The following is a 12,748-nucleotide window of genomic DNA, read 5'->3' as shown; positions in this document are numbered from 1 at the left end:
ATCAGTATTTAACGCTGAAAATTAATCGTGGTCGAGTTCGATATCTATTCCCAAAGCACGGATTTCTTTCAATAATACGTTGAAAGATTCAGGCATTCCTGGGTCCATACGATGATCGCCATCGACAATATTTTTGTAGATCTTTGTTCTACCTCCAACGTCATCTGATTTCACAGTCAACATTTCCTGTAATGTATAAGCTGCGCCATACGCCTCGAGAGCCCATACCTCCATCTCCCCAAAGCGTTGCCCCCCAAACTGTGCTTTACCACCTAGCGGTTGTTGTGTTACTAGGCTGTATGAACCAGTCGAGCGAGCATGCATCTTATCATCAACTAAATGGTTGAGTTTCAACATGTACATGTAACCTACAGTAACTGGGTTATCAAATCTGTTTCCTGTTCTACCATCGATCAAAAAGGTTTTACCATCAGAAGATAAGTCCGCCAACTGCAGCATACTTTTTATCTCTTCTTCGGAAGCACCATCAAACACAGGTGTTGCCATCGGTACACCTGCACGCAGATTATCTGCCAATCGAAGCATCTCCTCGTCATTCAAAGAATCTAGATGCACTCTTTGGACACCATCATGGTTGTATATTTTAGCCAAGAAGGATCTGATTTCGTTTGCATTTTGTTTTGAATCGAGCATTTGGGCAATTTTATTACCTAGCCCTTTAGCAGCTAAACCAAGATGTGTTTCGAGAACCTGTCCAATGTTCATACGAGACGGTACGCCCAATGGATTTAAAACGATATCTACTGCTGTACCATCTTCCATATGAGGCATATCTTCAACAGGAACTACAATAGAGATAACCCCCTTGTTTCCATGTCGACCAGCCATCTTGTCGCCTGGTTGGATTCTTCTCTTCACAGCAAGATATACTTTAACAATTTTTAAAACACCAGGAGCTAGATCGTCTCCCTGGATTATTTTCTTACGGCTGTCGTTAAAGCGTTTTTCCATTTCTTTAGACAACATTTCCAATTGTTTTGAAAGTTGTTCTAACTGTTGGCTAATCACATCATTTTCAAGACGAATATCAAACCATTTATCTCTGTCTATTTTATCCAAGTATTCCTGGTTTATTTTGGAACCTGGTTTGAGATTTCCTGGACCACCTGTTGCCACTTTATCAAGAATTATGTTGGCTACACGATGATAGATATCTTCTTCACGGATACGACGCTCGTCAACGAGGTCTTTACGGACTCGTGCTAGATGTTCTTCTTCAATACTTTTTGCACGAGCATCTTTCTCTAGACCATCACGTGTAAATACTTGTACATCAATTACAGTACCGTTCATTCCAGATGGAACACGAAGCGAAGAGTCCTTCACATCAGAAGCTTTTTCACCGAAAATTGCACGAAGCAATTTCTCTTCTGGAGTCAGTTGGGTTTCACCTTTAGGTGTCACTTTACCGACTAAAATATCACCGGCTTTAACTTCCGCACCAATAAATACCACTCCAGACTCATCAAGATTTGAAAGTGCTGACTCGCCAACATTTGGTATGTCTGCGGTGATTTCTTCAGTACCTAATTTGGTATCACGAGCAATACATGTTAGTTCTTCTATGTGGATTGTGGTGAAACGATCATCTTGTACAATGCGCTCAGATATGAGGATAGAGTCCTCGAAGTTATAACCATTCCAAGGCATAAACGCGACCAGCAAATTCTGACCTAATGCAAGCTCACCCATATCAGTACAAGGGCCATCAGCTAAGATGTCTCCTCTTTGTATGATATCACCCGTATTAACGATTGGACGCTGGTTAATACATGTATCCTGGTTGGAACGGAAGTATTTGGTAAGATTGTAAATATCAACACCAGTTTCACCAGCTGTAGTCTCATCATCATTCACGCGAACCACAATACGCGATGCGTCAACAAGATCAATGACTCCACCACGCTTTGCCACTACAGATACACCAGAATCTGACGCAACTATTCGTTCCATTCCTGTGCCTACTAAGGGTTTTTCAGAACGCAAGGTAGGTACTGCTTGTCGCTGCATGTTTGATCCCATCAAAGCACGGTTCGCATCATCATGTTCTAAGAATGGAATGAGCGATGCAGCTACAGAAACGATTTGCTTTGGAGAAATATCCATGTAGTTAATATTGTCAGGTGTAGTTAACGAGAACTCATTTTGATGTCTACATGGAACTAAATCTGCTAGGATGTTTCCATCTTTATCAAGAGCCACACTTGATTGTGCGATATACTGGTCCACTTCTTCGATAGCTGAGAGATATTCAATCTCATCAGTCACACGACCATTCACCACTTTACGACAAGGAGTTTCAATAAATCCATAATCATTGGTTCTGGCATAAACAGACAATGAATTAATCAAACCAATGTTCGGACCTTCGGGTGTTTCAATAGGACATACTCGACCATAGTGTGTGGTATGTACGTCACGCACCTCAAAGCCTGCACGTTCACGTGTTAAACCACCTGGGCCTAATGCCGAAACTCTTCGCTTATGGGTAACACCAGATAAGGGGTTAACCTGATCCATAAATTGTGATAACTGACTTGAACCAAAGAACTCTTTAATTGCAGCTGAAACAGGCTTAGCATTAATTAAATCTTGCGGCATAAGATTTTCTGATTCAACTAAGCTCAAGCGCTCCTTAACAGCTCGCTCAACGCGTACAAGACCAACTCTGAATTGGTTTTCAGTCATTTCACCAACACTTCGTACCCTTCGGTTACCAAGGTGGTCAATATCATCAACCATACCAATACCATTTCTAATGTCGATCAACGTCTTGATCACAGCCATTATATCTTCTTTAGTCAAAGTACCTGGGCCATCATCATTTTTTCTTCCGACGCGTCGATTAAACTTCATCCTACCAACGGCGGATAAATCATAACGTTCATCAACAAAAAATAAGTTTTTAAACAAAGCTTCAGCAGCCTCTTTAGTTGGTGGTTCGCCAGGACGCATCATGCGATAAATTTCAACAAGCGCCTCCAACTGACTTGAAGTTGGATCGATTTTCAATGTATCAGATATATATGAACCATGATCCAAGTCATTTGTATAAATCATGTCAAATTCATGGATTCCATTAGAAGCCATTACATCAAGTAGCTCATCAGTTACTTCATCATTTGCCTGAGCAATAAACTCTCCGGTAGAAGTATCGATTATATTTTTAGCTAGAGTTTTTCCTATCAAATAGTCACGCGGAACGATCAGATCTTTCATCTGCGCTTTTTCCATTTGTTTGATATGGCGCGCGGTGATCCTTCTGCCTTGTTCTACAATTAGTTCTCCAGTTCCAGGAACATGGATATCAAATGAAGCAATTTCACCTCGTAATCTTTGAGGTATCAGATCAATATGATATTCGCCATTTTTCAGATGGCAGCTTGTCATTTCAAAAAATTCATTGAGAATATCTTCTGTTTCATATCCTAAAGCTCTTAAAAGGATACTGACAGGAAGTTTACGTCTTCTATCAATTCGAACGTAAACACAATCTTTTGGATCGAATTCAAAATCTAACCAGGAACCACGGTAGGGTATAATGCGTGCAGAATATAATAACTTACCAGATGAATGAGTTTTGCCTTTGTCATGTTCAAATATAACACCTGGAGAACGATGTAATTGAGAAACAACGACTCTCTCGGTACCGTTTACAACAAACGTACCCACGTCAGTCATTAAAGGGATCTCACCCATAAAAACATCTTGTTCTCTAATATCTTTGATTGGCTTAGGATCTTCACTTGCATCTTTATCAAGAACAACAAGTCTTATTTTAACTCTTAATGGCGCAGAATAAGTTAAGCCTCTTAGTTTGCATTCACGAACATCGAATGCTGGTTCACCCAATTTGTAACCAACATATTCTAATCGTGCATTGCCAGAAAAGCTTTCGATGGGGAATACAGAAGAAAATGCAGCATGCAATCCTGTATTAAAGTGTTCATTTGACTTGCTATCAGCCTGAAGAAAATCTCGATATGATTTTAATTGAATTTCAAGCAGATTTGGTATTGCCATTTTATCGGCCTGCGTACCAAAGCTTTTGCGAAATCGTTTTTTCTCAGCATGCGAATATTGAGGTTTAGCTTCTGCAACGGCCATGGTGTTTCCTCTGTAAATTATTGATGACTTCAAACACGTAAACCCAGCCATGAAACCATGGCTGGGTCCTATCTCACTGATATAACTTTATTATTTAACTTCTACTGAAGCACCAGCTTCTTCAAGTTCTTTCTTGATGTTAGCAGCTTCATCTTTAGATACACCTTCTTTAATTGTTGAAGGAGCACCTTCTACTAAATCTTTAGCTTCTTTCAAGCCAAGACCAGTAATACCACGGACTGCTTTAATAACGTTTACTTTATTTGCGCCAAAGCTGGTCATAACAACTGTAAACTCAGTTTGTTCTTCAGCAGCGGCAGCAGCACCACCAGCAGCTGGAGCAGCAACAGCAACAGCAGCAGCGGCAGCAGAAACGTTAAATTTCTCTTCCATAGCTTCGATTAATTCAACAACTTCCATAACAGACATATTTGCTATGGTTTCTAAAATATCATTTTTTGACACAGCCATTACTAGCTCCTGATTTAAAATTAATTTAATGATTAAATGATTTAACCTGCTTTTTTATCTTTTACTGCTGCTAAGGTTCTTACTAATTTAGCATGAGGCTCAGCAAGAGTTCTGACAAATTTCTCAACTGGCGCTTTCATCACATACATCAACTTGGCAATCGCTTCATCACGAGTCGGCAAGCTAGCAACAGCATCAATTTGATCTGCCTTATATACTTTTCCGCCAACTGATAATGCTTTGATCTCAAGTTTTTCAAATGTCTTAGTGAATTCTTTAAGCAGTCTTGCAGCATCACTTGGTGCTTCCAATGACAATGCGATGAACAACGGGCCAACAAGCAAGTCGTTCAAGCATTCAAACTCAGTGTCTTTAAAAGCTCTTCTTGTTAAAGTATTTCTTACAACTCGAAGATAAACACCTGATTTGCGTGCTTCACTACGTAAATGCGTCATTTGATTAACGGTTAAACCACGATAATCAGCAACTACTGCCGAAATAGCCTTTGAGGCGACCGCAGTCACTTCTTCAACAACAGCTTTTTTTTCAGCTAAATTTAATGTCACGTTACTGACCTCCTAAAGTATACAAATCACAAGGATTTGCCAGTTATGGTGGCCGTCTCTTTATATTAAATTGGAGCCGGTTCACCGTCTGCGCAGGAAATTAAGCGTTAGCACCTGCGGTCTTCGACGGCATGGAACCAAATCTATGCCGTGAATTCCTAAAAAATGGGTGATTATATTACACAGGTATTGATGAAATATCAATAGCTATACCGGGTCCCATTGTTGTAGATAAAGATATTTTCTTTAAATATTGACCTTTTGACGAAGTCGGCTTGGCTTTTTTTAGGTCATTAATCAAAGCAACGATATTTTCAATGATGTCTTCCGCGGTAAAATCTACTTTACCAACTGTACAGTGAATAATACCATTCTTATCTGTTCTGTAACGTACTTGGCCTGATTTTGCATCTTTAACAGCCGCTTCAACGTTTGTAGTTACGGTACCCACTTTTGGGTTTGGCATTAAGCCTCTTGGACCTAAAACTTGGCCTAATTGACCGACGATACGCATTGCATCTGGCGTGGCAATAACCACATCAAAGTCCATCGCACCACCTTTGATTTTATCTGCCAAATCTTCAAAGCCAACAATATCAGCACCAGCATCTTTAGCTTTAGTAGCATTTTCGCCTTGGGCAAATACAGCGACACGTACAACTTTTCCAGTACCTTTAGGCAAGTTAGTTGAAGAACGTACTACTTGATCAGATTTACGAGGATCAACACCAAGGTTAACGCTAATATCTAAACTTTCACGAAATTTAGTTGAAGCAAATTGTTTTAAAAGGTTAATTGCTTCACTAGCACTGTATAAATGATTTTGTTTAATTGTCTCTAAAATCTTTTTTTGTTTCTTAGATACTCTAGCCATGGCAACCCCCTTATTCTAAACCTTCAACGTCAATACCCATACTGCGCGCAGTACCTGCGATACTTCTTACTGCTGCTGCTAAGCTTGCTGCAGTTAAATCAGGTTCCTTTATCTTCGCAATTTCTTCAAGCTGCTTGACGTTAAGTTTTGCCACCTTTTTAGTATTAGGTGTACCACTTCCACTTTGAATACCGGCAGCTTTCTTCAGAAGAACTGAGGCTGGTGGCGTTTTAGTAATAAAGGTAAAGCTACGATCACTGTATACAGTGATTACAACTGGAGTAGGTAATCCTTGCTCCATTTGTTGGGTGGCGGCGTTAAATGCCTTACAAAATTCCATAATGTTAACACCACGTTGACCTAAAGCTGGGCCTACTGGTGGACTTGGGTTTGCTTTACCAGCTGGAATTTGCAATTTAATATATGCTTCTACTTTTTTTGCCATGTTTACTCCTTATGGGTCATACGCCGAGTACCTAAAGAAAAGTTGCCTTTACTCTATTAACTTCAGCTCCCCTTTTACACAAAATAGCCCTGTATAATTCTTATTAAGTTTAAAAAGACTTATCAGGGCACCTTAGCGAACTAAGTTTTCTCTACTTGACTAAATTCAAGTTCTACTGGAGTAGAGCGTCCAAAAATCAGCACTGCTACTCTTAATCTATTTTTCTCATAATTGACTTCTTCAACTACTCCGTTAAAGTCAACAAATGGACCTTCTTTGACGCGCACGACTTCACCGGGTTCAAAGAGAATTTTGGGTCTTGGTTTAGTAACACCATCTTCAACACGTTGCATAATCGCACGGGCTTCTTTATCAGTAATAGGCGTAGGAGTCTGGCTAGTCCCACCAATAAAACCCAGAACTCTAGGTATCGCTCTTATCATATGCCAAGTTTGATCATCCATAACCATGTTTACTAAAACATAGCCGGGGAAAAACTTACGTGTGCTTTTGCGCTTTTGACCCGAACGCATTTCAACCACTTCTTCTGAGGGAACCACAACCTCACCAATTTTATCTTCCAAATTGTGGTGCTGTGCACGAGATTTTATTTCACGCATAACGAAATTTTCATAACCTGAATAGGCATGTACGACGTACCATTGTTTCGATTTGTGTTCTTCCACCGAATTCACCCTAAATGCGTTATTTTAGCAATTGCCCACATCATTACTGAATCAACTCCCCAGAGTATAAATCCGGTTACTGCAACCATGACGATAACAATGGTTGTTGTTTGTATCGTTTCTTGGCGAGTAGGCCAAACAACTTTTAACAATTCAACTTTTGATTCTTGAGCAAATTTAAATACTTGTTTGCCCGCAGATGTCATGTAGGCAAAGAATAAAGACAATAACAACCAAACAAGCCATACTATGGACTGAATGGGACCTGAAAAAGTATAGTAATAGGTGCAAAAAAATGCTGCTGCAGTAATAAGAACTACAGACGTCCATGATAATACATCTTTAGTATTACTTTGATTTTCGTTCGAACTTTTCATATTCACTTGTAAGTTGGCAGGCCAGGAGGGAATCGAACCCCCAACCTGCGGTTTTGGAGACCGCCACTCTGCCAATTGAGCTACTGGCCTAAATTAATTGGCATGAATGAATGATATTCATGCCAACAAAATTTAACTTTACTACTCGATAATTTTCGCAACAACACCGGCGCCAACTGTACGGCCACCTTCCCGAATTGCGAAACGTAAACCTTCATCCATCGCAATAGGAGCATGCAGATTAATGGTTAATTGTACGTTATCACCAGGCATTACCATTTCTACTCCAGAGGGCAGATCACAGGTGCCTGTTACGTCTGTCGTTCTGAAATAAAATTGGGGTCTGTATCCATTAAAGAATGGTGTATGACGTCCGCCTTCTTCTTTTGATAATACGTATACTTCCGCTTCAAATTTTGTATGCGGCTTAATTGTTCCTGGCTTAGCTAATACCTGGCCACGCTCAACTTCGTCGCGTTTCGTTCCGCGTAACAATACGCCCACGTTATCTCCAGCGCGTCCTTCGTCCAACAACTTACGGAACATTTCAACGCCGGTACAAGTGGTTTTTTGAGTGTCTCGGATACCAACAATCTCAATCTCTTCACCCACTTTGACTATTCCACTTTCTACACGACCAGTTACTACTGTTCCGCGTCCAGAAATAGAGAATACGTCTTCAATTGGCAACAAGAATGCTTTATCGATGTTTCGTACTGGCTCAGGGATGTAAGAGTCCATGGTCTCAACCAATTTCTCAATCGCTGCAACACCAATCTCGCTCGTATCACCTTCCAATGCTTTCAATGCAGAACCAACAACAATTGGAATATCATCGCCAGGGAAATCGTAACTGCTTAGCAAATCACGTACTTCCATCTCAACCAATTCTAACAACTCTGGATCGTCAACCATATCTGCTTTGTTCATGAACACAACAATATAAGGTACACCTACTTGGCGTGATAACAGAATGTGCTCTCTGGTTTGCGGCATAGGACCATCTGCAGCGGATACTACCAGTATCGCTCCGTCCATTTGTGCCGCTCCAGTAATCATATTCTTAACGTAGTCAGCATGTCCTGGGCAATCCACGTGTGCATAGTGGCGGTTTGCTGATTCATATTCTACGTGTGCTGTAGAAATAGTAATCCCGCGTTCACGCTCTTCTGGCGCAGCATCAATTTGGTCATATGCCTTTGCTGTTCCGCCATACTTCTTAGCCATAATTGTGGTAATCGCCGCTGTCAATGTCGTCTTACCGTGGTCTACGTGACCAATTGTGCCCACGTTTACGTGTGGCTTCTTACGTTCAAATTTTTCCTTCGCCATTGGAAAGTCTCCCCATTGCTAATTGACATTATGGTGCCCACAACTGGACTCGAACCAACGACCTCTTCCTTACCAAGGAAGTGCTCTACCGCCTGAGCTATGTGGGCTTTATATTAGCTTGCTGATTCATACGAACAAGCAAATATTTCTAATTTATATAATTTGGAGCGGGTGATGGGAATCGAACCCACGCTATCAGCTTGGAAGGCTGAAGTTCTACCATTGAACTACACCCGCTTTTATCCTTTCTTTTTAACTGGTGGAGGGGGAAGGATTCGAACCTTCGAAGGCAGAGCCGTCAGATTTACAGTCTGATCCCTTTGACCGCTCGGGAACCCCTCCAAAAAGAACGTTATTGTCTTTTAAGATGAATAGAATGTCAACATTTTGTTAACGGCCAACCTAATAAGATGGTGCTGGCACCAGGAATCGAACCCGGGACCTACTGATTACAAGTCAGTTGCTCTACCAACTGAGCTACGCCAGCATATTCGCTTTTTCCCATTTTAACTGGGTTTTTTCAGTGAAATTTAACTTTCTAAAGATCACTTTAAATAAAACCCTGGCGATGACCTACTTTCACATGAGGAAGCCTCACACTATCATTGGCGCGGGTTCGTTTCACTTCTGAGTTCGAGATGGAGTCAGGTGGTTCCAAACCGCTATGGTCGCCAGGAAAACTGGTTTCACATGATTAATGGGCGCATTATACCCGAATCATGCGTTAGGTAAATAAAGAGTACACATTTTTTTTGCTGATTGGGCGTTAGCCCAACCGGCTTTTCTTGTATTCACATTCAGTTAATCTGAAGTAATTCAGATTATATGGTCAAGACAATCAGCCAATTAGTACAAGTTAGCTGCACACATTACTGCGCTTCCACACCTTGCCTATCAACGTCGTAGTCTTCAACGGGCTTCATGGGAAAACTCATCTTGAGGGAGGCTTCCCGCTTAGATGCTTTCAGCGGTTATCCCGTCCGAACTTAGCTACCCGGCGATGCGACTGGCGTCACAACCGGTACACCAGAGGTTCGTCCACTCCGGTCCTCTCGTACTAGGAGCAGCTCCTCTCAATTTTCCTACGCCCACGGCAGATAGGGACCGAACTGTCTCACGACGTTCTAAACCCAGCTCGCGTACCACTTTAAATGGCGAACAGCCATACCCTTGGGACCTGCTTCAGCCCCAGGATGTGATGAGCCGACATCGAGGTGCCAAACACCGCCGTCGATATGAACTCTTGGGCGGTATCAGCCTGTTATCCCCGGAGTACCTTTTATCCGTTGAGCGATGGCCCTTCCATTCAGAACCACCGGATCACTAAGACCAACTTTCGTTCCTGCTCGAGCCGTCGCTCTCGCAGTCAAGCACCCTTATGCCTTTACACTCTTGGTACGATGTCCGACCGTACCGAGGGTACCTTTGTGCTCCTCCGTTACTCTTTGGGAGGAGACCGCCCCAGTCAAACTACCCATCATACACTGTCCTCATCCCGGATTACGGGACCAAGTTAGAACCTCAATAACAACAGGGTGGTATTTCAAGGATGGCTCCATGAGAACTAGCGTCCTCACTTCATAGCCTCCCACCTATCCTACACAGTTATCATCAAAGTCCAGTGCAAAACTATAGTAAAGGTTCACGGGGTCTTTCCGTCTAGCCGCGGGTACACTGCATCTTCACAGCGATTTCAATTTCACTGAGTCTCGGGTGGAGACAGTGTGGCCATCGTTACGCCATTCGTGCAGGTCGGAACTTACCCGACAAGGAATTTCGCTACCTTAGGACCGTTATAGTTACGGCCGCCGTTTACCGGGGCTTCGATCAAGAGCTTCTCCGAAGATAACCCCATCAATTAACCTTCCGGCACCGGGCAGGCGTCACACCCTATACGTCTTCTTACGAATTTGCAGAGTGCTGTGTTTTTAATAAACAGTCGCAGCCACCTGGTCTCTGCGGCCCTCTCCAGCTCTGAAAGTAAATCCCATCACCAGAAAGGGCGTACCTTCTCCCGAAGTTACGGTACCATTTTGCCTAGTTCCTTCACCCGAGTTCTCTCAAGCGCCTTAGTATTCTCTACCTGTCCACCTGTGTCGGTTTGCGGTACGGTTCTCTATAAGTTATGGCTAGCAGCTTTTCCTGGGAGCCGGGCATCAATAACTTCGCTGTACACCGAAGTGTCAGCACCACGTCGCACCTCAGAGTTAACAATGGTCCGGATTTGCCTAAACCATCCCCCTACATGCACGTACCAGGACAACCAACGCCTGGCTTATCTAGCCTTCTCCGTCCCCACTTCACCACTTATAAAAAGTCCAGGAATATTAACCTGGTTCCCATCGACTACGCTCTTCAGCCTCGCCTTAGGGGCCGACTCACCCTGCTCCGATTAACGTCGTGCAGGAAACCTGGGACTTCCGGCGTGAGGGCTTTTCACCCTCATTATCGTTACTCATGTCAGCATTCGCACTTCTGATACCTCCAGCAGACTTCTCAATCCACCTTCATCAGCCTACAGAACGCTCCCCTACCACGTGCACTTAGTGCACATCCGCAGCTTCGGTGACTAGTTTTAGCCCCGTTACATCTTCCGCGCAGGCCGACTCGACCAGTGAGCTATTACGCTTTCTTTAAAGGGTGGCTGCTTCTAAGCCAACCTCCTGGCTGTCTATGCCTTCCCACATCGTTTCCCACTTAACTAGTACTTTGGGACCTTAGCTGGCGGTCTGGGTTGTTTCCCTCTTCACGACGGACGTTAGCACCCGCCGTGTGTCTCCCGTGATTCAATTAGCCGGTATTCGGAGTTTGCATCGGTTTGGTAAGCCATGACAGCCCCCTAGCCGAAACAGTGCTCTACCCCCAGTAATCATTCACGAGGCGCTACCTAAATAGCTTTCGGGGAGAACCAGCTATCTCCGGGCTTGATTAGCCTTTCACTCCTAGTCACACGTCATCCGATAATTTTTCAACATTACCCGGTTCGGACCTCCAGTTGGTGTTACCCAACCTTCATCCTGCACATGACTAGATCGCCCGGTTTCGGGTCTACTCACAGCGACTCGCGCCCTATTCAGACTCGATTTCTCTACGGCTTCCTTATTCAGTTAACCTCGCCACTGAAAGTAACTCGCTGACCCATTATACAAAAGGTACGCAGTCACACCTCAAGGGTGCTCCCACTGCTTGTACGCAAACGGTTTCAGGTTCTATTTCACTCCCCTCTCCGGGGTTCTTTTCGCCTTTCCCTCACGGTACTGGTTCACTATCGGTCAGTAAGTAGTATTTAGCCTTGGATGATGGTCCACCCATATTCAACCAGGATTACACGTGTCCCGGCCTACTTGTTCGCGTGCTTAGTTCTTAATGCAACCTATATATACGGGGCTTTCACCCTCTATGGCCAACCTTCCCAAATTGTTCTACTTCATTGCACTATAAATCACACCAGGCTCCTCCCCGTTCGCTCGCCGCTACTTGGAGAATCTCTTTTGATTTCTTTTCCTTCGGGTACTTAGATGTTTCAGTTCCCCGAGTTCGCCTCTACTACCTATGTATTCAGTAGTAGATGACCATGACTGCTCATGGCCGGGTTCCCCCATTCGGACATCTCTGGTTATACGCTCGTTTCCAGCTCACCAAAGCTTTTCGCAGGATTCCACGTCCTTCTTCGCCTCTTACTGCCAAGGCATCCACCGTTTGCGCTTCTCTTCTTGACCATATAATCTCAATTACCTCAAAATTATATGCTTTACACAATACAAGACGCTTGTGTTACCTCTTCATTTACCCAAATTTTTAATGAACGTCTGGTTATTCCAGATTAAAATATTCTCACAAAAAATACTTTAATCTGAATAAACCCTATG

At 43.1% G+C, this 12,748-nt stretch carries 8 protein-coding genes, 5 tRNA genes and 2 rRNA genes; all 15 read right to left on the bottom strand.

All coding sequences use genetic code 11. The features are described from left to right. Positions 1-21: 21 nt before the first annotated feature. Positions 22-4,128: a DNA-directed RNA polymerase subunit beta gene (gene rpoB / locus OQJ13_RS10915; protein ID WP_265710867.1), complete on the bottom strand. Its 4,107-nt coding sequence runs from the start codon at positions 4,126-4,128 to the stop codon at positions 22-24. Positions 4,129-4,218: 90 nt separating this feature from the next. Then, positions 4,219-4,599 carry a 50S ribosomal protein L7/L12 gene (gene rplL / locus OQJ13_RS10910; protein ID WP_028381774.1) on the bottom strand — a complete coding sequence of 127 codons (381 nt, stop codon included), beginning with the start codon at positions 4,597-4,599 and terminating at the stop codon, positions 4,219-4,221. A gap of 41 nt (positions 4,600-4,640) precedes the next feature. Further along, positions 4,641-5,165 (bottom strand): 50S ribosomal protein L10, encoded by a 525-nt coding sequence (gene rplJ, locus OQJ13_RS10905; protein WP_028381773.1) that lies wholly within the window; start codon positions 5,163-5,165, stop codon positions 4,641-4,643. 178 nt (positions 5,166-5,343) lie between these two features. Further along, a complete protein-coding gene (gene rplA / locus OQJ13_RS10900; protein ID WP_265702116.1) occupies positions 5,344-6,039 on the bottom strand; it encodes a 50S ribosomal protein L1 in 696 nt (231 codons plus the stop codon). Between the two features lie 10 nt (positions 6,040-6,049). Continuing rightward, positions 6,050-6,484, bottom strand: coding sequence for a 50S ribosomal protein L11 (rplK, locus tag OQJ13_RS10895; protein WP_010654844.1), 435 nt, complete (start codon positions 6,482-6,484; stop codon positions 6,050-6,052). A 140-nt stretch (positions 6,485-6,624) separates the two neighbouring features. Beyond that, entirely contained in the window at positions 6,625-7,170 is a 546-nt protein-coding gene (gene nusG / locus OQJ13_RS10890; protein ID WP_028381771.1) for a transcription termination/antitermination protein NusG, read from the bottom strand. 5 nt (positions 7,171-7,175) lie between these two features. After that, a complete protein-coding gene (gene secE, locus OQJ13_RS10885; RefSeq protein ID WP_265710866.1) occupies positions 7,176-7,547 on the bottom strand; it encodes a preprotein translocase subunit SecE in 372 nt (123 codons plus the stop codon). 14 nt (positions 7,548-7,561) lie between these two features. Continuing rightward, a tRNA-Trp gene (locus OQJ13_RS10880) sits at positions 7,562-7,637 on the bottom strand. 51 nt (positions 7,638-7,688) lie between these two features. Beyond that, complete coding sequence (gene tuf, locus OQJ13_RS10875) at positions 7,689-8,879, bottom strand: elongation factor Tu (protein WP_265710865.1); 1,191 nt, start codon at positions 8,877-8,879, stop codon at positions 7,689-7,691. Between the two features lie 31 nt (positions 8,880-8,910). After that, positions 8,911-8,986: transfer RNA gene (locus OQJ13_RS10870), tRNA-Thr, on the bottom strand. A gap of 56 nt (positions 8,987-9,042) precedes the next feature. Then, positions 9,043-9,116: transfer RNA gene (locus OQJ13_RS10865), tRNA-Gly, on the bottom strand. Between the two features lie 20 nt (positions 9,117-9,136). Then, a tRNA-Tyr gene (locus OQJ13_RS10860) sits at positions 9,137-9,221 on the bottom strand. A gap of 69 nt (positions 9,222-9,290) precedes the next feature. After that, positions 9,291-9,366, bottom strand: a tRNA-Thr gene (locus tag OQJ13_RS10855). 73 nt (positions 9,367-9,439) lie between these two features. Beyond that, positions 9,440-9,555, bottom strand: a 5S ribosomal RNA gene (gene rrf, locus OQJ13_RS10850). Between the two features lie 149 nt (positions 9,556-9,704). Further along, positions 9,705-12,598: ribosomal RNA gene (locus OQJ13_RS10845) — 23S ribosomal RNA — on the bottom strand. Between the last annotated feature and the right edge of the window lie 150 nt (positions 12,599-12,748).

This window comes from Legionella sp. PATHC035, from assembly GCF_026191115.1.
Taxonomy (GTDB): domain Bacteria; phylum Pseudomonadota; class Gammaproteobacteria; order Legionellales; family Legionellaceae; genus Legionella.
This window is presented reverse-complemented; position numbering and strand designations above follow the sequence as displayed.

Bases quoted from the DNA above. Each gene is read 5' to 3' on its own strand.
- secE (WP_265710866.1), bottom strand. From the start codon at position 7,547: ATGAAAAGTTCGAACGAAAATCAAAGTAATACTAAAGATGTATTATCA.
- rpoB (WP_265710867.1), bottom strand. From the start codon at position 4,128: ATGGCCGTTGCAGAAGCTAAACCTCAATATTCGCATGCTGAGAAAAAA.
- rplA (WP_265702116.1), bottom strand. From the start codon at position 6,039: ATGGCTAGAGTATCTAAGAAACAAAAAAAGATTTTAGAGACAATTAAA.
- rplK (WP_010654844.1), bottom strand. From the start codon at position 6,484: ATGGCAAAAAAAGTAGAAGCATATATTAAATTGCAAATTCCAGCTGGT.
- rplL (WP_028381774.1), bottom strand. From the start codon at position 4,599: ATGGCTGTGTCAAAAAATGATATTTTAGAAACCATAGCAAATATGTCT.
- tuf (WP_265710865.1), bottom strand. From the start codon at position 8,879: ATGGCGAAGGAAAAATTTGAACGTAAGAAGCCACACGTAAACGTGGGC.